This window comes from Microbacterium sp. MYb72, from assembly GCF_002979415.1.
Classification (GTDB): domain Bacteria; phylum Actinomycetota; class Actinomycetes; order Actinomycetales; family Microbacteriaceae; genus Microbacterium; species Microbacterium natoriense.
Genome location: NZ_PCOT01000033.1, coordinates 1 through 21,204, shown reverse-complemented (window position 1 = coordinate 21,204; position 21,204 = coordinate 1). Strand labels below are relative to the sequence as shown.

The window sequence follows — 21,204 nt, the reverse complement described above, 5'->3', positions numbered from 1 at the left end:
CTACCCCCGCCTGGCCTCAGCGCGGGAGGTGCAGGATGCGTTCCGCTCGTACGCGCATCGCGGGGTCGACCATCTCCCCCGAAGCCAGCGTTGCCACGCCACCGGTGGCGAGCGCGGCCAGCACTTCCTCCGCCCAGGCGACATCAGCAACACTCGGGGCGAACACCTCGCCGATCACGGACAACTGGGTCGGATGCACCGCCATCCGCCCGTACAGACCCAGGGTCGCGAGCCGCAGGGTGTCGGCGCGCAAGCCCTCGTGGTCGCGGATCGCCGGATAGACGGAGCCCATGGGAGCGGGCAGCCCTGCGGCACGTGCCGCGAACAGCACCGTGAGTCTGGCGTGATCGAGCACCGGCTGCTCTCCGCCGACCTCGCTGCGCAGGTCGCTCTCGCCGAGCGCCAGCGCGGTGACGGCGGGATGCTCGGCGAGAGCCGCCGCGTTCACCACGCCTCGCGCCGACTCCAGCAGTGCGATCACCGGACGACCGGGGGCGAGCGCGACCGCGCGATCGAGTTCGGCGACACTCTCGACCTTGGGCAGACGGATGCCGACGTGCCGCGGCAGCTCGGCAACAGCACGCAGATCGGCGTCGTCGTGCGGATTCACACGCACCTGGATAGCAATGGACGTTCCGGGATCACCGCGGAGCGCACCGGCCGCAGGCCTGCTGCCGTGCACGCCACCGGCATTCGTCTTCCGCCCACCGAGATGGTCGACGACCGCGTCCCGAGCCAGAGCCTTGCGATCCGGCGCGACAGCGTCTTCGAGGTCGAAGACGACGAGGTCGGCGCCGCTGGACTCCGCCGAGCCGAAGCGGTCGGGGCGGTCCCCCGGCACGTAAAGACCCGTCCGGTAGAGGTCCATCACACCGCACCCGCCTCGCGCAGCGCCGTGATGTCGGCATCCGAGAAGCCGGCCTCGCCCAGCACCTCGTCGGTGTCGGCGCCGTGCGGACGGCCCGCCCACCGGATCGACCCGGGCGTGCGCGACATCCGGAACAGCACGTTCTGCATCGCGATGTCGCCGAGCTCCTCGTCCGGCACTCTCACGACCGTCCCCAGCGCCCGGTACTGCGGATCGTCGACGACTCCCCTGACGTCGTAGACCGGGGCGACGGCGGCCGATGCCGCCTCGAACGCCGCGACCACCTCGGCGGCGTCGTGCGCGCCGATCCACGACTGCACCGCGTCGTCGAGCTCGTCGGCATGCCGTGCGCGCTCGTGGCCTGAGGCGAACCAGTCCTCGTCGATGAGCTCCGCGCGCCCGACGATCCGCATCACCCTCTCCGCGATCGACTGCGAGCTGGTCGACACCGCGAGCCAGACGTCGTCGCGCGAGCGGTACACGTTGCGGGGCGCGTTGTTCACCGATCGGTTTCCCGTGCGGGGCTGCACGAGGCCGAGCTGGTCCCACGCCGTGATCTGCCCGCCGAGCAGCATCAGGATCGGCTCGATGATCGCCATGTCGACAACCTGCCCCCGCCCGTCGCGCTCGGCGCCGCGCAGCGCGGCCATGACCGCGTACGACGTCGCCAGGGCCGCGATGCCGTCGGCGAGGCCGAACGGCGGCAGCGTGGGAGGCCCGTCCGGATCTCCGGTGAGGGCGGCGAACCCGCTCATCGCCTCGGCCAGACTCCCGAACCCCGGCCGCGAGGAGTACGGGCCGAACTGGCCGAAGGCCGTGACCCTCGCCAGGACCAGGCGCGGGTTCGCCTCGTGCAGACGCTCGGGCGAGAGCCCCCAGCGCTCCAGCGTCCCCGGCCGGAAGTTCTCGATCATCACGTCGGCGTCGGCGATCAGGCGCAGGAGCACGTCGGCTCCGGCATCCGTGCTCAGGTCGATCGTGACCGTCCGCTTGTTGCGCCCGAGCGTCTTCCACCAGAGGTTGACGCCGTCCTTCTGCGGCCCGTGGCCGCGTGAGGCGTCCGGCCTCGTCGGATGCTCGACCTTGATCACGTCGGCGCCGAAGTCACCGAGGAAGGTCGCCGCCAGCGGCCCCGCGAACAGCGTGGACACGTCGAGGACGCGCACCCCCTGCAGCGGCGGCGGTGGAACAGTTCTCAGATCTTCCTGGTCCGGCACCGAGACATGATAGCCACAGGCCCGGTCCGCCTCGACCCCTCGCCGCATCCGACAGTGGCGTTCCCGCCCGCGGCAGACTATGCGGTCATCGATGACTTCGAGAACCGACAGTGCCGACATCCCGCAGTCAGCTCGTCGGCGTTCCTGCTTCTCGGGACTTCTGGTGGGACATCTGCACAAGGAAAGTCGAGGCGGTCCATTTCGAGCACGACCATTGTGCGGATCAGAGAATCGAGCGACGAGCCCCCCGCACCCGTTTCGAGTCGACGGTATGTGTGCACGGCGATCTCGGCCTCATATGCAACACGCTCTTGCGAGAAGCCACGCAGAATGCGTGCGCGGAACACCTGCCGCGCGACGCCGAATACTGCCTGATCAATTGCGCTCATGTCGCCCCCAGCCGCCCCAGCCCCCTGACGCGGTCCCGAAAAGTTAGCGCAACGACACCCCGTTCACTAGGGACTTGTGGCCAAGGTGAACTGGCCGTGTGTCCGTTCGACGAAGCCGATTCTGGGCCGACACAGCATCGTTCGAGATCGATGTGCATGCCGCGTCGAGCGCCCCCTGTCAAGGCATTCTGTGCGCTGGTGCACCGAAGTGCCCTGCTGTTGCCTCGTCCTACGCACCACCGAGGTGCGCAGAAGGAGGAATGGGAATGTCTGATGCAACAACGACCACGTGGGTTCAACGAGGACCGGTCAAGAAGCTCCTCACCGCAGTGTGCGCCGTGCTCGTGGCCTGCACGATCGCAGCGCTCGGCTCGGCCCCTGCAGAAGCGACGGACAACCGTTGCACGGCCAACCAGGTCGGCGTGCTCTGTGGCATCTTCTACAACACGTCAGGGGTGAGCATCCGGATCGGTACGAACTTCTCGGGCACCACGAACGTGGGAACCGTGACCGGTGTGACCGCCACCTTGGATTCGTACAAGAACTCGAACATCTTCAAGGACTCCTCTGGCCGCTTCTACGACTGGGATGCCGTCTACGTCGGCCCCAAGTCCTGTCTCGCCATGAAGGTCGGCGCCGGCCTGGGAACTCCGACGTCCTACAGGAACACAGGCACGACCGGCGTCTGGTACAAGGTGAACAACCTCGGCGCGAACGTCACGATGCTGCGTCCGTGCTGATCTTCGCCGCTTCTGCCGGGGCCCGCACAGGGCTCTGGCAGAAGCTCGGCTCCGCCACCACCTTCGGTGCGGATGGATATCACTACTCAATGGAAGCAGGCAGGTCTAGCATGTCGAACATGGGGCTGCGTCAACGTATCCAAGGACCGGTTCGCGTGGTGTGCGCTGCCGTCCTCATCGGGTTCGCCCTCTGGGTGACATGGGATTCCTCGTCGTATTGGGCCCCTTGCGCCGGCGCCTCCGGGAAGAACATGAACGCGGTCTGCTCTGAGGCGATGTCGTCGTACGACATGACGGCCCTCCTGGGGTGGTGGTACATCCTCGCCGCACTCGTTGTCGTGCTCGTGGTGGCACGCGTCGTCCCGCTGAATCCGATGGGAGCGATAGCGATCGCTGCGGTCCTCCTCGCGTGCCCGATCGCAGATTCCGGGTTCTCCTGGGTCCAATGGGGCAGCGCCGACGGCGTCCCCGGACAGGGGTTGTGGACGGCATGCTGGCTTGCGGTGGCTGGACTGTCTCTCGCGTACACGTCACGAGACAGGAAGGCCAGAGAGCACGGGAACGCACTCGAGGGAGCACCTGCAGTGCAGCCTTCACTGCGCAGCTCCTGACCGGTCGACGCGGAATCCGGCCCCGCCCGTCCGCGCTGCGCTTCACGGCACTCCGCGGCGCAACTATCTTCTTCTGCTGCCGCGCACCACGAGCCAGATGAGGTACACGCCGCCGAGCACGAGGGTGACCACGCCCACGGGGAGCGCATGCTTCGGGACGACGTTCTGTCCGATGAGGTCGGAGACGCACAGCAGCGCAGCGCCCATCAGGGCCGTCGCCACGAGGTGCGCCGTCCCGGACTTCACGATGGACTTCGCGAGGTGCGGCGCCGCGAGCGCCACGAACGAGATGGGGCCGGCGATCGCCGTGACCACCCCGGTGAGGCCGACGGCGATCGCCACGAGGCCGATCTTGCTCCACCCCATGCGGCCGCCGAGACCGGTGCCGATGTCGTCCCCGAGCTGCACGAGCCAGAGCCCGCGGCGAGCGCAGGCGAGCGCGACGAGCAGCACGGCGATGACAGCGAAGGGCAGTCGGATCTGCTGCCAGGTGACGCCGCCGAGCGACCCGGCGCCCCAGATCGCGGCGGAGATCGCCACCTCGAGACGGGCTCTCAGCAGCATCCACGCGTTCACGGCGGCGAGGACGGCGCCGACGCCGATGCCCACGATGACGATGCGATACCCGAGCGCTCCCCTTCCCGCGACGAGCACCCCGACCAGGGCGGCGGTGGCGAATCCGCCGATGACGGCGCCGAGCGTCACCAGCGCTCCCGAGCCGGCCAGCCCTCCCGTCATCACGACGAGGGCGCCGGTGTACGCGCCGGTGGTGAGGCCGATCACGTCGGGACTGCCGAGCGGATTGCGCGTGATCACCTGGAAGACCGCCCCGGCCAGCGCCAGGGCGGCGCCGAACACGATCGCGGCGAGAGCCCTCGGCATCCGCCATCCGACGACGACCATGCGCACGCCGCCGTCGGCGCTGAAGAGAGACTGCAGCACACGCAGGGGATCGATCGCGGTGTCGCCGATGCACAGGCTCGCGAGGAACGCGACGACGACCACCGCGACGAGGGCGGACATGCCCAGACGTGCGTGCCCGCTCAGCCGCCGACGCCCCCGATGCACGACGCTCACAGCTGCGTCAGGCTTCTGCGACGGCCGATCCACACCATGAACGGTGCCGCGACGAAGGCCATGACGATGCCCACCGGCACCTCCTGCGGTGCGATGACGAGGCGTCCGACGACGTCGCCCAGCACGATGACGATCGCGCCGAGCAGCGCCGAGAGCGGCACGATCGCCTTCTGCGAGGCGCCGACCAGCCCGCGGGCGATGTGCGGCACCGCGAGTCCGAGGAACGCGATCGGTCCGGCGACAGCCGTGGCGGTGCCGGCGAGGAGCGTGACGACGACGACCGCACCCGCGCGCACGAGTCGCATCGGCACGCCGAGCGAAGCCGCCGTGTCATCGCCGAGGGCGAGCACGTCGAGGCTTCTGGTGAGGAGCAGCGCCAGCACCAGACCCACGGCGATCAACGGGCCGGCGACCGCGAGGATCGACAGGTCGCGCCCGGCGAGGGCCCCGGACTCCCAGCTGCGCATGTGCAGGAAGGCCGTCGGGTTGAGGAGCACGAGGGCGGTCGTCGCGCCGCCGAGCACCGCGGCGAGGGCGACGCCCGCGAGCACGAGCGTCACCGGGCTGCCGTCACCGGCCGCGGCGGAGAGCAGCACCACGATCGCGGTGGCGATGAGCGCACCGAGGAGGGCGAACGCCATCAGCACGGGGAACGACGACAGTCCCAGCGCGGCCACGGCGATCGCGACGGCCACCGAGGCGCCGGCGTTCACGCCGAGGATGCCGGGGTCCGCGAGCGCGTTGCGGGTGAGCCCCTGCATGACGGCTCCCGCGGCGCCGAGCGCGAGCCCGACCACGATGCCGATGACCGTCCGCGGGATCCGCGACTCGCGGACGACGAGCTGCAGAGCATCCCCGTCGAATCGCAGGACCGCGTCGACGACCGTGCCGAGGCCGATCAGCCGCGTGCCGACGGTGAGGCCGATGACCCCGGCCAGCAGGAGTCCGGCGGCCGCGAGCACGAAGACGAGCGCGACCCGGCGGCCGGAGATGACCGTCGGGGCGCGCGTCGTCCGCGTCGCGCTCGTCACTCCGCGGTGCGCGCAGGGCCTCCACCGCTGACGGCCGTCGTCAGAGCGGGGACGAGCGTCTTGAGCACGTACGGCAGGCTGAGCGGAGACGAGAAGTAGATGGCGCCGGCCGTCACCCCGTCGGTGTAGACGACCTTGCCGGACTTCTGCGGAGTGAGCGCAGACACGAAGGCCGTGTCTTCCAGCGCCGAGACGTCTTCTTCGGACTCGGTGCCCCAGATGAGCACCTCGGCGGCGTTCAGCACGTCGAGGTTCTCGACGGGGATGTAGGCCTGACCGCCCGATTCGTCCTCAGGGGCGTAGGCGTCGATCTCGCTCGGCACGACGAGTCCGAGGCCGGTGAGGAAGTCGGTGCTCAGTCCGTCCTGGTAGGCGATGGCGCTTCCGTCGTAGATCGCGTTCTGCAGGAAGACGACGGGCGTGCCGGCGAACTCCGGGTGCGCCTCGGCCGCGTCGGCGAACTGCTGGTCGATGTCGTCGACGAGCTTCTGCGCCTCGTCGAGCAGACCGGTGGCCTCGCCGATCTGCAGGGTCTGCACGTCCCACGGCTCGAAGTACATGGGGTAGTCGGCGGAGTGGGCGACGGTGGGCGCGATCTCACTCAGTCGCTCGTAGTCCTCTTTCGTGAGGCCGGCGTTCGTTCCGATGATGAGGTCAGGGTCGAGCAGGGCGATCGCCTCGAAGTCGAGCCCGTCGCTGGTCGTGAGCACCTCGGGCTCGGAGTCTCCCCTGGCGCCGTCGGCCCACGGCCAGGACGCGAAGTCGTGACCGCCGTACCATTCGGTCACGCCGACGGGCTCGAGACCGAGCGCCCACAGAGTGTCCTGCTCGGTCATGCCGACCGAGACGATGCGCGTCGGCTGCGCGGGCACGGTCGTCTCGCCGTAGGCGTGCTCCACCGTGACGGGGAAGGCGTCGGGGTCGCCCACGGGCGCCGCTCCCCCGGATTCGGATGCCGGGGCGCAGGCTGTGAGGGCGGCAGCAGCCAGGGCGGCGGCGAGGAGGGCGGTGATCGCCCGGGTGCGAGTGGAGGGCATGAGAGTCCTTCATCGAGTTAGGGTTGCCTTATCTTACCTAGGTCCCCGCGGGCGAGTCGAGTTCGATGACGACATCCGTCGCACGCTCGGGAGGACATCGCGCGCTCGGGAGGATGATCTCGACGAGATCCTCCGCCCGAGCCTGCGAACTCCTCCCGAAGAGGCGCACGCCCGAGAGGCGCACGCCCGAGATACGCACGCCGCCGAGACGCGCACGCCGCCGAGGCTGCGAGCTGCGCGTGGGCTCCGCCCGAACGCGCAAAGGCCCCTGCGGATGCATCCGCAGGGGCCTTCGTCGATCGACTCCGGGCGCTCAGCCCAGGACCGGCGGCACCTCGGACCACAGGATGCGGTCGTCGGTCGAGGGGGCCTCAGGAATGCGCCCTGCACCGTCCGGCTCCGGGATCGCGGCGAGCAGCGCCTGGGTGTACGGATGCTGCGGGTCCGACCACACGCGGTCCGTGGGGCCCGACTCCATCACGCGACCCGAGTAGAGCACGAACGTCCGGTCGGCGATGCGGCGCACCACGGCGAGGTCGTGCGAGATGAACAGCATCCCGGCCCCCGCCTCGGCGACGAGGTCGCGCATGAGACCGGCGACGCTGGTCTGCGTCGAGGCGTCCAGCGCCGAGATCGGCTCATCGGCCACGAGCAGCGACGGCCGCGCGGCGAGCGCCCGCGCGATGGCGATGCGCTGCTTCTGGCCACCGGAGAACTGATGCGGGAAGCGCGAGGTGACCGTGGTGGGGAGGCCGACCTTCTCCAGCCACTCCTCGACCCTCGACCCCTCGGCTCCCCGCGCCTTGGCGGTCGCGATGCCGTCGGCGATCTGATCGCCGATGCGGCGCCGCGGGTTCAGCGATGTGGACGGATCCTGGAACACCATCTGGATGCCGGTGAGCGCGGTCGATCGGCGGCGAATCCCGAGCGGGGTCACCGGAGCGTCACGGAACCGCACGGTCCCCGCGGCGAGCTTCTCGATGCCCACGGCGGCTCGGGCCAGGCTCGACTTTCCGCTGCCGGACTCGCCGACCAGCGCGACGGTCTCGCCGGGGGCGACGCTCAGCGAGACGCCGTTGACGGCGATCACCGGCGGGGTGCCGGGGTACCGCACCACCACATCGCGGGCATCGAGGACAGCAACCTCACTCATCCGTCGCCTCCTCCTCGCGCGGTGTCTCCACCGCGACCTCCTGGTGCTCGGCATCCGCCTCGGCGATCTTCGAACCGGGCAGCGCGGCGAGCAGCGTGCGGGTGTACTCGTGCTGCGGCGAGAGGAAGAGCGTCTCGCGGTCGGCCCGCTCCACGATCTCGCCGTTCTTCATGACCGCGACGTCGTCGGCGATGGCGCTCATCACGCCGAGGTCGTGCGTGACGAGGAGCACGGCCAGGTTGCGCTCGATCGCGAGGTCACGCAGCAGCCTCAGGATGCCGGCCTGCACCGTGACGTCGAGTGCGGTCGTCGGCTCGTCGGCCAACAGCACCTCGGGGTCGCACGCGAGCGCGCAGGCGATCGCGATGCGCTGACGCTGTCCGCCGGAGAACTGATGCGGGTAGCGCTTCAGCGCCTCGGCCGGGTTCGGCACCTGCACGATCTCGAGCAGCTCGATCGCCCTCGCCTTCGCGGCATCCTTCTTGAGGTTCAGGTGCACGCGCATGTGGTCGGTGAGCTGGCGACCCACCGGCAGCTGCGGATGCAGGGAGGCCGAAGGGTCCTGGAACACCATCGCGACCCTCTTGCCGCGGACCCGGTTGAGCTGGCGCCGTCGCATGCCGATGAGCTCGGTGCCCGAGAGAGTGATCGAGCCGCCCGTGCGCGCCTGCCGCGGGAGGAGTCCGAGCACGGCCAGCGAGGTCAGCGTCTTGCCCGAACCGGACTCTCCGGCCAGACCCTGGATGCGCCCCGCCTCGAGGTCGAGGGAGATGCCGCGCACCAGCGGACGGCCGATGTCGATCGTGAGGTCGCGGATGCTGAGCGCGGTCATGCCGTCACCACCTTCGCGTCGGCCTTGTGCTCGGCCTGCTTCTCGTGCGCCATCTCGGCGGTCGGGTCGAGCACGTCGCGCATCGCGTCGCCGAGGAAGTTGAACGCCAGCACCACCGTGAGGATCGCGAGACCAGGGAACACCCCGAGCCACCACGCGTCGAAGTTCTGCATCGCCGCGGAGATCATCGACCCCCACTCCGGGGTCGGCGGCTGAGCGCCGAGACCGAGGAAGGAGAGCCCGGAGAGCAGCAGGATCGCCGCGCCGATGTCGAGCGTCGCGAGCACGAGCATGGGGCCCGCGATGTTCGGCAGGATGTCGACGAACAGGGTGCGCAGCGGCGAGTGGCCGAGCAGGCGCCCGGCGATCACGTAGTTCTGCCCGCGGAGACCCAGCACGATGCTGCGGGTGACGCGCGAGTACTGCGGCCACGACACCACGATCGCCGCTATCACCGCGTTGAACAGGGACGGGCCGAGGGATGCGGCGACCACCATCGCGAGGATCACCGTCGGGAACGCCATGAACAGGTCGGTGATGCGCATCAGCGTCTCGTCGACCCAGCCGCCGAAGTAGCCGGCGACGGCGCCGATCACGGTGCCGATGATCATGGCCGCGATCACGAGCATGAGCGCGAGCGGAAGGCTCACGGTCGCGCCCGTCATCAGACGGGAGAAGATGTCACGGCCGTTGCCGTCGGTGCCGAGGAGCGTGTCGATGCCCGGCGGCTGCAGTCGGGGGAGCTTCTGCGCGTTCGGGTCGAACGGCACCCACCACTGCGCCGTGAAGGCGATGATCACCCAGGCCAGTGCGATGACCGTGCCGATCACGCCGAGCGGCGTGCGCCAGGCGCGCGGCCAGCGGAACCGGAACCGCCACCGCCCGCCGGCCTCTTCGATGCGGCTCATGCGATCCTCACTCTCGGGTCCAGGACGCCGTAGAGCAGGTCGACGACGAAGTTGATGAGGAGGTAGATGAGGCCGACGACCAGACCGACGCCCATGATGCCGGGGAGGTCGAGGTTGGCGGCCGAGTTGTAGGCGTAGGTGCCGAGGCCCGGCCATGCGAACACCGACTCGACGAGCACGGTGCCCGACAGCAGCGAGCCGAACGCGACGCCGACGACCGTGAGGATGGGGAGGGATGCTCCGCGCAGCACGTAGTCGAGGATCACGCGCATCGCGGGCAGACCCTTGGCTCTCGCCGCGCGCACGTAGTCGCTGCCCAGCACCTCCAGCACCGAGGTGCGGATGAACCGGGTGAGCAGTCCGATCGTCACGAGCGAGAGCACGAGGATCGGAAGCGCCAGATGCGCCAGCGCGTCGAAGTAGCCGACGCCGTCGCCGTTCAGCAGGAAGTCGATCGTGTACATGCCGGTGATCTTCGGCGGCGGCAGGATCGACGGCGAGATGCGCCCGGAGCCGGGAGCGATGTGCAGCTGCAGGAAGAACACGTAGAAGCTGACCAGCGCGAGCCAGAACGTCGGAACGCTCAGCCCCACCAGGGTGACCACGCGGATCACCTGGTCGGTGACGAGCCCCCGGCGGTACGCGGCGAGCGTGCCGAGCACGATGCTCACCGCGAGGCTGAGGATGATGGCGCCGATCGCGATCTCGATGGTCGCGGGCACCGCGGTGGCGAGGTCGCTGGTGACCGGGCGTCCGGTCACCAGCGACGTGCCGAGGTCTCCGCGGAGGAGATTCCCCATGTAGATGAAGTACTGCACGATCAGCGGCTGATCGAGCCCGTGCGCCTGGATGAACGCCTCTCGCGTCGCCGGGTTCTGCGACGCGCCCTCACCCAGCGCGGCCGACACGGGGTCGCCCGGCACCAGGTTCGTGAGCGCGAAGGTCACGATCGTGACTCCCACCAGCAGGAGCAGGGAGGTCCCGATCCGGCGCAGCAGGTAGCCGATCAGCGGAGACCTGCGCCGCTGCGCCTGTCTCTGCACCGCCACTGTCGTCATGAGCGCCTCAGCCCGCGGGAGTGATCTCGGCGATGTCCATCTCCCACACGGAGTTGTACACGGCGCCGGTGACGGCATCCGCCGTGGCGATGTTGCGACCGGGGACGATCAGCGGCACGAACGGGCCCTCCTCCTGCATCGCCTCGGCGAACGAGGTGAACGCGGCGGAACGGGTGTCGGCATCCGTGGCGCTGGCCGCACCGGCGGCGATGCCCGCGATCTCCGGGTTCGCGTCGGCCGCCCAGCCGGCACGCAGGCCGACCTTCAGACCGGGGGCGAAGGGGAGGAAGTTCGCGGAGTCCGCGTAGTCGGGGCCCCAGAACCACAGGCCGAAGCCCTCGGTGCCGTTGACGTACGCGTCGAGCTCGGTCGCGAAGGGCTGCGGGGCGAGCTCCACGGTGATGCCGGCATCCGCCAGCTGCGACTGGATGCGCTCTGCGAGCGGGGTGAACTCCACACCGCCGACCGGGTAGTCGTTCGGGAACTGCAGCTTGAGCGTCTGGCCCGTGTAGCCGGCGGCGGCGAGCGCGGCGTCGGCCTTCGCCTTGTCGGGCTTCACACCCGTCTTGAGCGCGCCCTCGAATCCGGGCGGGATGACACCGGTGGCCTGCACCGCTCCGGCGCCGGCGAGCTCCAGCAGAGCGTCGTAATCGAGGGAGTAGCGGATCGCCTCGGCGATCTTGACGTTCGCGAGGTCGCCCGCGACGGCCTGCGACTGGTTCAGCAGCAGGAAGATCGTCTGACCCGACGGGACCGACTCGACCTTCAGGCTGTCGCCGAGACCGGCGACCTGGTCGCCGTTGAGGTCCATCGCGACCATCGAGTCGCCGCCCTTGAGGTTCGCGAGCTGCGTCGCGCTCTCGGAGACGTTGCGCACGACGACGCGGTCGTAGCCGGCCTTCTCGTCGCCGTTGTACTTGTCGTTCTTCTTCAGCACGACCTGCGAGGAGAGGTCGAGGGTATCGAGGACGAAGGGACCGGAGCCCGCCGATGCGCCGTCGAGGAACTTCTGCGCGCTGTCGGAGCCGTCGGTCGAGCCGCCGTTCTCGATGACCACGTCGGAGTTCACGATGCCCAGGGCCGGGTTCGCGAGGATCGCGGGGAGCTGGAGCAGCGGGGTCTCGGAGGTGATCGTGACGGTCTTGTCGTCGACCTCCGCGATGGTGAGCCCGCCGAGCAGGAAGTTGGGCTTGGCGTCGGCCATGCCCTGGATGCGCTGCAGCGAGAACACGACGTCCTTGGCCTCGATCGGCGTGCCGTCGGAGAAGACGCGGTCGCCCTCGAGCGTGAACGTGAACTCGGTGGCGGTGTCGTTCTGCTCCCACGACGCGAGACCGGGGATCGGCGTCGAGACGTCGGATCCCTTGAAGTCGACCAGCGTCTCGTAGAGCGCCTTCGCGATCATGTTGCCGGTGGGGTCGTAGGTGTGACCGGGGTCGCCCGTCTCGATCGAGAAGGCGGTGTCGATGACGAGCGAGTCGCCACCGGCGGAGTTGCCGCCGCCGTTGGCGGAGTTGCCGCCGGAGCATCCGGCGAGGGCGAGGAGCGCGACGGCTCCCAGAGCGATGAGTGAGGTGCTGCGACGCGACACCATGGTGACCTCCAAGGGCGAGGAGTACATTTCGGGTAGGACGCCCGATATGGACGACCGTGTTCAGATTCCCATGATGTGCGACGATCTGTCTATCAAGAATGCGTAACGCTGGCTCAATCTGATGCCAGCCCTAGCCGAGAGGTGCAATATGTCCAGCAGTGACGCAGAAGTCCTGAAGCAATCTGGACGAAGTGCCATGCCACTCGACGACATCGCGTACAGAATTCTCGACGTGCTCCGCGAGAACGGGCGCGTCTCGATCGCCGCCCTCGCCGAAAAGGTCGGCATCTCGAGGGCGAACGCGTACACCCGGGTCGAGTCGCTCGTGCACGACGGCGTCATCACGGGGTTCAGCGCACGGGTCGACCCCGCGAAGGCCGGACTCTCGATCGGCGCCCTCGTGTTCGTGACCGTGATGCCCCAGGCGTGGGCGTCGTTCCGGGAGCGGATCATGGAGATGCCCGACGTCGAGTGGTGCGCCATCACGACCGGCGAGCACGATGCGATGCTGCTGATCCGCGCCGTCGACGTCAGCGGCGTGCACGAGTTCTCCACCGGGGTCATCGCGCAGCTCCCCGAGGTCCGCACGGTCGTCAGCGTCGTCGTGCTCGACGAGGTGATCCGCCGCTCGTACCTGCTGCCGTCCGACCTGCCCGAACGCAGCGTCGAGGTGCCCCTGGGCATGACCCGCTGGACTCCCGCATCCCCCGGCCGCGACACGCTCCCCCCGCGCTGACGCTCCGCGCGTGCGGGGGCGCGAGGGGTCGACAGCTGCGGCATCCGCACCCCCGCACCCCGCACTTCACGACCCCTCGGCGGAAGCGAGCGCGCGATGCCCGCGCAGTGGGCGGGCGCCGCTCAGGCGGCGGCGATCTCCTCGCACACGCTGAGCTGCGGGGCCCCGTGCATCTCGTAGTGCTCCACCAGGCGGATGAGTCCGTCGTCGGTGAGCTCGAGGTCGCTCTCGCCGTCTCCGGTCACGACCGTGCCGTCGGCGACGAGGACGTGCACGAACGACACCCAGATCGTGTCGCCCGTGCGGGTCCCGACGAAGCGTCCGAAGGTCACGGTGTCGCCGGAGTAGTCGCCCCAGATCGCGCCGTCGCGCTCCCAGTACACGAACTCGCTCGGAGCCTCGGGGTCCACGGCAGAGGTCGTGGAGGAGATCATCCGGAAGCGCCGGCCGTCGAGGGAGGGAATGCTCATGCTCCTGATTATGGACGATCGGAGCGGGTGCGCCATTCGCGGTCGAGGATGCCGTAGACGAGCAGGGTCATCCATTCGCCCTTGAACCAGGAGCCCTCGACGAACCTCGCCTCCCTGCGGAGACCCAGTCGTTCAGCGACCCTGGCCGACGCGGTGTTGCGCTCGTCCATGCGTGCAGCGATGCGGTGCAGACCGAGTCCGTCGAAGCCGAGATCGAGCAGGGCGGACACCGCCTCCGTCGCATAGCCGCGCCCCGAGAAGGCCGGATCGAGGATGTAGCCGACCTCTCCCTCGCGGTCCTCCTCGTTGCGCCAGAACAGCACGATGTCGCCCACCAGGCGTCCGGTCTCCTGCTCCTCCACGCCGAGGCAGATCGCGTCGCCCACCTTCTCGAACCGGCTCGTCGCCCACCGCGTCGCGAGCCGCTCCTCGACCTCGGCGAGGGTGAGCGGGTCGTACGGCACGTAGCGCACCGCGTCGGCATCCGACTTGTAGACGACCATCTGCTCGGCGTCGGAGGGACGGAGCGGACGCAGCAGCAGCCGCTCGGTGCGGATCGGGTACTCCGGTGCGAGCATCGTCACTCCAGATCCAGCGAGAGCAGCCCAGGCCACGGCGCGGTCTCAGCGCGCACCGCCTCCAGGAACGCTGCATAGTCGGGGGTCATCGTGATCCGCGTGGACCCGAGCACGTGGGTGATGGTGCGGCCGGCCGCGCGCTCGATCCTGATCCTCCTGATCGGGTACGCGGGCGGCGTCAGCCAGACGCGCGTCAGCTGCGCGTACGGGTGGTCGACCTCGCCGATCCGGATGCCGTGGTGGCTGAGGGAGATCTGGGTCGGGGTCGTCCTGGCGACGCGGTACCGCTGTGCGGCGCCGATGCCGAATCCGATGGCGGCGACACCCGCCATCGGCGCGATCAGGATGAGCGCCGACAGCTCACCCTCCAGGAAGCCGGGCGTGAACGCCATCAGCACCGTCCCGATGGTCGCCGCGGCGAACACGATCGCGGCGATGAGGAAGCCGCGGCCGAGGCTGCGCTCCTTCGAGGCGTCGACCGTGAACGTCGTCGGCAGCTTCGCCCTGGCGCGCGCCGCCTCGACGGGGTCGACCGCGGGCGGTGCGCTGATCGGCGTGAGCTGCGCCATGAGCTCGTTGAAGGTGGTCCGGGTGAAGCCGGGCAGCTCGATCACCGTCTCGCGCCCGCCCGTCCAGGCGATCAGGGCCCTGGTGGTGCCGGTGCGGAAGCCGTTCGTGCGGTGCTCGGTGATCTTCGAGCGGAAGGCCGTCGTCGCACGGCTGTAGGTCTCGGTGCTGCCAGGACGTCCGATCTCCACGGAGTCCGCCCGCACGATCACCCGGATGTTGCGGAACCAGAACGCGCCGATCCACACGGCCAGTGTGATCGCGATCACGACGACGAGCACGATCGTGCCGCGCGTCGAGATCGTCATGTTCGGCGGCAGGAACTTCGGCAGGAGGAAGAGCACGGCGGCCGCGAACACGACGGTGAGGAGCAGCGATCCCCCGGCGGTGCGGAGCGGATGCCGGCGGAAGACGCGCTCTGCGGGCGCGACGGAGACCTGACTCATGCGCCCAGTCTGCCGCACCGGCGTCGCCCGATGCGGGCACGACGACGACGGGTACCGTGGACGCATGGAGTGGATTGCCGATCCGACCGCGGGAGCCTGGTTGAGAGACCGCCTCGACGCCTCGTTCGACAGCATGCACGGAGTCGTCCCGCGCGGCTACCCCGCCTACGCCCGCGTGCTGCACCCGACGATCGTGCAGTCGCTGCCCGGCCGCGCGGTGCCGACGCCCGAGGAGTGGACGCGGATGCCGGATCGCGAGCGGCTGCGCCTGTCGGAGCTGCTCATCACCGAACTCGCCACATGGCGCGACGCCGCCGACGCGTTCGGCACCATCCTGCATCCGCTCGCGCAGTGGCTGCACCTCGTGCGCACGCCTCCTGGTGAGGACGGGAACGTCAGGATCGCCCCCGACGGACGCGAGTTCTCGGGGCCGGCGCTCGGGCAGCTGAGCTCCGAGCTCCTCTCGTCCGTCGCCGGTCACCTCGCCGAGCACACCTCGACACCGGATGCCGGTGTCGCCGCGCTCTGGGAGGGACGCGGGGGTCTCCTCGGCTTCCTCGGCCACAGTCCGTCCCGTCTGTTCTTCACGGTCGACGAGGATCCGAACCATCGGGCGATGCTCGATCGCAGCACCCACGACCCGTTCAACAACGTGTTCCGCAAGCCCACCTGGCAGGAGGGCATCCTGTCGCGGGAGATCTCCGAGGCGCCGCGGCTCGAGCTTCCCGAGCGCGCGTACGTGCAGTTCTCGGCATCCGCCCGCGAGTTCGCGGAGCAGGACTGGATGCTGCACGCGCCATGGCGGGATCTGCCCGCCGAGGAGCACGGCTTCCCTCCGAACGCGATCAGTCCGCAGATCCTGTGGCCCGATGATCGCGCCTGGGTTCTGGTCTCGGAGATCGACTATGACTCGACCGTGATCGCGGGCTCCGTCGAGCTGATCGCGGCGATCTGCACCGACGAGCGGATCGAGGCGTTCCCCATCCCCGAGGGCTCCCTCCTGCACGAGGACGCCGACGAGGAGAACCGGTGACGACGCCCGCACCGCAGCCGGGTTTCGATGCGCGCCCCCTGTGGGAGCCGGTCGATCCTCAGGCGGTGCGGGCCTTCGCCGCCGAGCTGCGCGCCCGCCGCACGACAGGCGGCGGCTCGACCTCGGCGATCATCGGCATCGTCATCGCCGTGGTGGCCGGCATCATCATGATCCCGATGATCGGTGTGGCCTTCGCGGGCCTCGCCTTCTCGGGAGGAGACGGATCTCTGCTCGCCGCGCTCCCGCTCGTGCTCTTCGGAGGCGGCGGCATCCTGATCGCGGTCGTGGCGTGGTCCGGATGGCGCAACCGGCGCGTCTCCGCCTACCGGCTGCACCGCTTCGCGCAGGCGAACGGCATGAGCTACCAGGAGAGGGTGGCCGACCCTCCGTTGCCGGGGATGATCTTCAGCCTCGGCCGGTCGCGGATGTCCACCGATCTGGTCCGAGGCTCCGTTCCCCGCTTCGTCGAGTTCGGGAACTACCAGTACACCGTGCAATCGGGGAAGAACTCGACCACGTACCACTGGGGCTACGTCGCGGTGAAGCTCGACGTGCCGCTGCCCAACATCGTGCTCGACGCGAAGGGCAACAACGCCTTCGGCACGAACCTGCCCGCGGTGTTCGAGCGCAGGCAGCGGCTGTCGCTCGAGGGTGACTTCGATGACTACTTCACGCTGTACTGCCCCGAGGGCTACGAGCGCGACGCGCTGTACCTGTTCACGCCCGACATCATGGCGCGCTTCATCGACAACGCGGCCCAGCTCGACGTGGAGATCGTCGACGACTGGATGTTCCTGTACACGCAGCGCAAGGCGTCGACCCTCGACCCCGCCACCTGGGCGTGGCTGTTCGGCGCGGTCGGCGCACTGATCACGAAGCTCGATCAGTGGGCGCGCTGGCGGGACGAGCGCCTGCTGGCGGAGAACGTCGGCGCGGTGCAGGCTGCGACTCCGGTCGCGCTGCCCTTCGCTCCCCCGGTCGGGATGCTCACGCCGCCGCCGGGCGTCGCGCACGAGGGGCGTCGGCTGAAGCGACGGTTCTCGTGGGTTCCGATCGTGGTCGCCGTGGTGATCGGCATCGCCTGGATCTGGATGCGAACGCTCGGCTGAGCGGACATCGGGTGTGGGGGTGGGTGCTGTTTGGGGACCAGCCGCCCACCCCATCCCCCCTCGGGATCAGAAGAAGATCGACTCTCCCTCCGCAGGACGGCATGACCGTCCGCACGTGCGATCAGCTGGGGACTGACGTACTGCACGTGAATGCATTAACGGTATACCGTTCGACGTTGCAACCGGTCGCGGTTCTCCACCGGCCGTCACCCGGCTTCTGCCGCCGCGCCGAGGCCGAAGTGCTCCAGCTCCGCCGCGTCGAGCATGCGCGAACGGATGAGGAACCGCATCCCCGTCGGCCCCTCGACGCTGAACCCTGCGCCGCGGCCCGGCACGACGTCGATCGTCAGGTGCGTGTACTTCCAGTACTCGAACTGCGACGCCGACATGAACACCTCGACCAGAGCATCCAGCCCCACGTCGAGGGCGCCGAGCAGCACGTCCCCCGGCCCCGTGATGAACATCCCCACCGGGTAGCACATGGGTGCAGAGCCGTCGCAGCATCCGCCCGACTGATGGAACATCAGCGGTCCGTGCTGCACGGTGAGGTCGCGGACGAGGGATGCCGCGGCATCCGTCACGTCGACCCGCTGGACCATGGTCATCAGAAGAATCCCATCGGGCCTTCCGCGTACGAGACCAGGAGGTTCTTGGTCTGCTGGTAGTGGTCGAGCATCATCTTGTGGTTCTCGCGGCCGACGCCCGACTGCTTGTAGCCGCCGAACGCGGCGTGCGCCGGGTACTGGTGATACGTGTTCGTCCAGACGCGGCCGGCCTCGATCGCCCGCCCCGCACGGTAGGCGGTGTCTCCGCTGCGGCTCCAGACTCCGGCTCCGAGACCGTAGAGGGTGTCGTTGGCGATCGAGATCGCGTCGGCGAAATCGTCGAAGGAGGTCACCGACAGGACGGGCCCGAAGATCTCCTCCTGGAAGATGCGCATGTCGTTCGTGCCCTCGAACACGGTCGGCGCGACGTAGAAGCCTCCGCTGAGGTCGCCGCCGAGGTCGACCCGCTCACCGCCCGCGAGCAGCCGAGCCCCGCCCTGCTTCCCGATGTCGATGTAGCTGAGGATCTTCTCCAGCTGGTCGTTCGAGGCCTGCGCGCCGATCATCGTGGCGGGGTCGAGCGGGTTGCCCTGCACGACCTTGCCGACCCGCTCGAGGCCGTCGGCGAGGAAGCCGTCGTAGATCGATCGCTGGATGAGGGCGCGCGACGGGCAGGTGCAGACCTCGCCCTGGTTCAGCGCGAACATCGTGAAGCCCTCGAGCGCCTTGTCGTAGAAGGGATCGGAGGTGGAGCGGGCGACATCCTCGAAGAAGACGTTCGGGCTCTTTCCTCCGAGTTCGAGAGTCACGGGGATGAGGTTCTGCGAGGCGTACTGCATGATCAGCCGGCCGGTGGTGGTCTCTCCGGTGAAGGCGACCTTGCGGATGCGCTTGTGCTGCGCGAGCGGGGCGCCGGCCTCGATCCCGAATCCGTTCACGATGTTCACGACGCCCGCGGGCAGCAGGTCCCCGATGATCTCGAACAGGAACAGGAGGGATGCCGGTGTCTGCTCGGCCGGCTTGATGACGACGCAGTTGCCCGCGGCGAGCGCGGGCGCCAGCTTCCACACCGCCATGAGGATCGGGAAGTTCCACGGGATGATCTGGCCGACCACACCCAGCGGCTCGTGGAAGTGGTACGCCACGGTGTTCTCGTCGAGCTGGCTGATGCCGCCCTCCTGCGCCCGCAGCACGCCCGCGAAGTAGCGGAAGTGGTCGATCGCGAGGGGGATGTCGGCCGCCAGCGTCTCACGCACGGGCTTGCCGTTCTCCCAGGTCTCGGCGATCGCGATCTCCTCGAGGTGCTGCTCCATGCGGTCGGCGATCCGGTTCAGGATCACGGAGCGCTCGGTCGGGCTCGTCTTCCCCCATCCGGCGAACGCCCTCCAGGCGACGTCCACCGCGCGGTCGATGTCCTCGGCGGTGCCGCGCCCGACCTCCGTGAACGGCTTGCCGTTGACGGGGCTGACGTTCTCGAAGTACTGGCCCTTGGCCGGTTCCACGAACTCCCCGCCGATGTAGTGGCCGTAGCGGGGACGATAGTTCGCGACGGCTCCGGGCTGGCCGGGCGCGGCGTAGGCGGTGGACACGTCTTCTTCGACGATGGTCATCGTGGTCTCCTTCGACGGGGCCGCGGCGTCGGTGCTCGGCGGCTGTGCTCCGACGGTAGGCCGCGCGGGGTTGCGGTCCGGTTGCGCACCGTTGCGTGCGGTTGCACCCGGCACCACGCGGCCGTGCCCGAGAGCCGCGCGCGGGGCCTCAGCCCTCGTCGAGCCGCTCGATGCGCGCGACGAGACCGGCCCGCTTCGGCGAACGAGCGGGCAGCATCTCCAACGCCAGACGCAGCACCTCGATGTCGTTCTGCCCCTCGGGGATCTCCGCGTACGCGAGCAGCACGTCGAGGCTGGCCTCCGAAACCATCACCTCGCGCAGAGTCGCCCTGACCGCGTCGCGGAACTCCTCCACCCCCGGCGACGTCGACTCCGGCAGCACCGGTCCTCGATAGGCCGTGAGGGCGACGCGGTGAGCACCGCGGTCGAGGAGCGACAGCACGTCCTGAGCATCCGTCTCCAACGTCATCGGCAGCCGGTACGGCCGCGATTCGGGGATGAGCCCGGATGCCGCACCGCCGAGCACCTTGCGCAGCCGCACCATCTCGGGCCGCAGCGTGTCGGGCGACGCGCCCTCCCCGTAGACGAGCTCGGCCAGCCGTTCGGCGGAGAGACCGTGCCGATGGACTGCGAGCATGAGCATGATCGCCGCGTGCCGTGCACTGAGCTCGATGACCTGCTCGCCGAGCTCGGTCTCGGTCTCCAGGCGTGCGCGGTCCCGACCGAGGACGTGCAGGACGCCCCTCGCCGTCTCGGAGCCGGTCGTCCTCGTCGGCGTCGCCGGAGGGCGCGGCGCCTCGGCGCGCTCGCGCAACCGTGTCACCATCAGCTCCGACTCGACGGCCCTGGCCGTGGCGTCGACGAGCAGACGCGCCTGACGCGAGACCACCTCGTCTCCGCCGGTGATGTCGATCACGCCGAGCACGCGCTGCGTCTCCGGGTCGCGCACCGGCGCCGCCGTGCACGACCACGGATGCACCAGGCGGTTGTAGTGCTCCGCGCCGCGGATCTGCACGGACTCGCCCAGTGCGAGCGCGGTGCCGGGCGCCGCGGTGCCGACGGCATCCTCCGCCCAGTTGGCGCCGGCGACGAAGCCCATGTCGCCGGTGAGGGATCTCAGACGTCGGTCGCCCTCGACCCAGAGCAGACGGCCGGCCTGATCGCCGACCGCGATGATGACGCCGGAGTCCTCTGACTCACCGGGCAGCAGCAGCGCCCGGATCAGATCCATCGCGGAGGCGAGAGGGTGCGAGAGGCGGTACCTCTCCAGCTCCTCCTCCGCGAGCTCCAGAGACGGAGCCCCCTCGGGGCCGACGCGGCCGCGCCACGACCGCTCCCACGACGCACGCACCAGCGGGCGCACCTGCTGCAGCCGGCGGTCGTCGAGATTGCCCGCGATGAGCTCCTCGTGGGCACGCTCGATCAGAAGACGTGACGCCTCTGGAAGCGCGTCGCGTGACGCGTTCCATGACGCTGCCACTGCGGTCTCCGATCATCGTGAACGGGGCGATTCTCAGTGTACGAGCCGGAGGCCTCCGGGGGAACAGCATCCCCGCTCCCGCGTGCCCCGTCGCCCCGGCGCCGAGCCCGACGTC

General features: G+C 69.4%; 21 protein-coding genes. 5 read left to right on the top strand and 16 right to left on the bottom strand.

From position 1 onward, the window contains the following. Window positions 1-16: 16 nt before the first annotated feature. Both CQ047_RS15770 and CQ047_RS15765 read right to left on the bottom strand, forming a co-directional pair. A complete protein-coding gene (locus tag CQ047_RS15770) occupies window positions 17-868 on the bottom strand; it encodes a CoA ester lyase (RefSeq protein ID WP_105676762.1) in 852 nt (283 codons plus the stop codon). After that, a complete protein-coding gene (locus tag CQ047_RS15765) occupies window positions 868-2,085 on the bottom strand; it encodes a CaiB/BaiF CoA-transferase family protein (protein ID WP_258132715.1) in 1,218 nt (405 codons plus the stop codon). Before CQ047_RS15765 ends, CQ047_RS15770 begins: the two co-directional genes overlap by 1 nt. A 655-nt stretch (window positions 2,086-2,740) precedes the next feature. On the opposite strand from CQ047_RS15765, the gene CQ047_RS15760 reads away from it, so the two are divergent. Further along, entirely contained in the window at window positions 2,741-3,214 is a 474-nt protein-coding gene (locus tag CQ047_RS15760) for a hypothetical protein (RefSeq protein WP_146114362.1), read from the top strand. After that, window positions 3,208-3,825, top strand: coding sequence for a hypothetical protein (locus CQ047_RS15755; protein WP_105676757.1), 618 nt, complete (start codon window positions 3,208-3,210; stop codon window positions 3,823-3,825). Before CQ047_RS15760 ends, CQ047_RS15755 begins: the two co-directional genes overlap by 7 nt. 63 nt (window positions 3,826-3,888) lie before the next feature. Here the strand turns inward: CQ047_RS15755 and CQ047_RS15750 are convergent, their stop codons facing one another. From CQ047_RS15750 to CQ047_RS15710, 8 genes are all read right to left on the bottom strand, one after another. Then, a complete protein-coding gene (locus CQ047_RS15750) occupies window positions 3,889-4,902 on the bottom strand; it encodes an iron chelate uptake ABC transporter family permease subunit (RefSeq protein WP_181155970.1) in 1,014 nt (337 codons plus the stop codon). Further along, window positions 4,899-5,933, bottom strand: coding sequence for an iron ABC transporter permease (locus CQ047_RS15745; RefSeq protein ID WP_219844633.1), 1,035 nt, complete (start codon window positions 5,931-5,933; stop codon window positions 4,899-4,901). Before CQ047_RS15745 ends, CQ047_RS15750 begins: the two co-directional genes overlap by 4 nt. After that, the gene (locus CQ047_RS15740; RefSeq protein ID WP_105676755.1) at window positions 5,930-6,970 is read right to left on the bottom strand and encodes an iron-siderophore ABC transporter substrate-binding protein; all 1,041 of its coding nucleotides are present in this window, start codon (window positions 6,968-6,970) and stop codon (window positions 5,930-5,932) included. Before CQ047_RS15740 ends, CQ047_RS15745 begins: the two co-directional genes overlap by 4 nt. Window positions 6,971-7,283: 313 nt before the next feature. Continuing rightward, the gene (locus CQ047_RS15730; protein WP_105676752.1) at window positions 7,284-8,123 is read right to left on the bottom strand and encodes an ABC transporter ATP-binding protein; all 840 of its coding nucleotides are present in this window, start codon (window positions 8,121-8,123) and stop codon (window positions 7,284-7,286) included. After that, a complete protein-coding gene (locus CQ047_RS15725; RefSeq protein WP_105676751.1) occupies window positions 8,116-8,955 on the bottom strand; it encodes an ABC transporter ATP-binding protein in 840 nt (279 codons plus the stop codon). The genes CQ047_RS15730 and CQ047_RS15725 overlap by 8 nt, the downstream gene beginning before the upstream one ends. Continuing rightward, entirely contained in the window at window positions 8,952-9,863 is a 912-nt protein-coding gene (locus CQ047_RS15720) for an ABC transporter permease (protein WP_105676750.1), read from the bottom strand. The genes CQ047_RS15725 and CQ047_RS15720 overlap by 4 nt, the downstream gene beginning before the upstream one ends. Beyond that, window positions 9,860-10,921 carry an ABC transporter permease gene (locus tag CQ047_RS15715; protein WP_105676749.1) on the bottom strand — a complete coding sequence of 354 codons (1,062 nt, stop codon included), beginning with the start codon at window positions 10,919-10,921 and terminating at the stop codon, window positions 9,860-9,862. Before CQ047_RS15715 ends, CQ047_RS15720 begins: the two co-directional genes overlap by 4 nt. 7 nt (window positions 10,922-10,928) lie before the next feature. Next, complete coding sequence (locus CQ047_RS15710) at window positions 10,929-12,515, bottom strand: ABC transporter substrate-binding protein (protein ID WP_105676747.1); 1,587 nt, start codon at window positions 12,513-12,515, stop codon at window positions 10,929-10,931. Between the two features lie 196 nt (window positions 12,516-12,711). On the opposite strand from CQ047_RS15710, the gene CQ047_RS15705 reads away from it, so the two are divergent. After that, window positions 12,712-13,251 carry an Lrp/AsnC family transcriptional regulator gene (locus CQ047_RS15705; RefSeq protein WP_105676746.1) on the top strand — a complete coding sequence of 180 codons (540 nt, stop codon included), beginning with the start codon at window positions 12,712-12,714 and terminating at the stop codon, window positions 13,249-13,251. A gap of 122 nt (window positions 13,252-13,373) precedes the next feature. On the opposite strand, the gene CQ047_RS15700 is transcribed toward CQ047_RS15705, so the two are convergent. Genes CQ047_RS15700 through CQ047_RS15690 form a run of 3 tightly spaced genes read right to left on the bottom strand, consistent with a single transcriptional unit; the run spans window position 13,374 to window position 15,312 of the window. Then, window positions 13,374-13,721 (bottom strand): hypothetical protein, encoded by a 348-nt coding sequence (locus tag CQ047_RS15700; RefSeq protein ID WP_223585500.1) that lies wholly within the window; start codon window positions 13,719-13,721, stop codon window positions 13,374-13,376. An 8-nt stretch (window positions 13,722-13,729) separates the two neighbouring features. Then, entirely contained in the window at window positions 13,730-14,299 is a 570-nt protein-coding gene (locus CQ047_RS15695; protein ID WP_105676745.1) for a GNAT family N-acetyltransferase, read from the bottom strand. Window positions 14,300-14,301: 2 nt separating this feature from the next. Beyond that, entirely contained in the window at window positions 14,302-15,312 is a 1,011-nt protein-coding gene (locus CQ047_RS15690) for a hypothetical protein (RefSeq protein ID WP_105676743.1), read from the bottom strand. Window positions 15,313-15,376: 64 nt separating this feature from the next. Here CQ047_RS15690 and CQ047_RS15685 point away from each other — a divergent pair, with 64 nt between their 5' ends. Both CQ047_RS15685 and CQ047_RS15680 read left to right on the top strand, forming a co-directional pair. Further along, the gene (locus tag CQ047_RS15685; protein WP_105676742.1) at window positions 15,377-16,345 is read left to right on the top strand and encodes a hypothetical protein; all 969 of its coding nucleotides are present in this window, start codon (window positions 15,377-15,379) and stop codon (window positions 16,343-16,345) included. Further along, complete coding sequence (locus tag CQ047_RS15680; protein WP_105676741.1) at window positions 16,342-17,454, top strand: hypothetical protein; 1,113 nt, start codon at window positions 16,342-16,344, stop codon at window positions 17,452-17,454. Before CQ047_RS15685 ends, CQ047_RS15680 begins: the two co-directional genes overlap by 4 nt. 206 nt (window positions 17,455-17,660) lie before the next feature. Here the strand turns inward: CQ047_RS15680 and CQ047_RS15675 are convergent, their stop codons facing one another. From CQ047_RS15675 to CQ047_RS15665, 3 genes are all read right to left on the bottom strand, one after another. Then, on the bottom strand, window positions 17,661-18,053 hold the full coding sequence (locus CQ047_RS15675; RefSeq protein ID WP_219844635.1) for a DUF779 domain-containing protein: 393 nt from the start codon (window positions 18,051-18,053) through the stop codon (window positions 17,661-17,663). A 5-nt stretch (window positions 18,054-18,058) separates the two neighbouring features. After that, entirely contained in the window at window positions 18,059-19,609 is a 1,551-nt protein-coding gene (locus tag CQ047_RS15670; protein WP_105676738.1) for an aldehyde dehydrogenase family protein, read from the bottom strand. 148 nt (window positions 19,610-19,757) lie between these two features. Beyond that, window positions 19,758-21,089, bottom strand: coding sequence for a GAF domain-containing protein (locus tag CQ047_RS15665; protein WP_105676737.1), 1,332 nt, complete (start codon window positions 21,087-21,089; stop codon window positions 19,758-19,760). Window positions 21,090-21,204 lie beyond the last annotated feature (115 nt).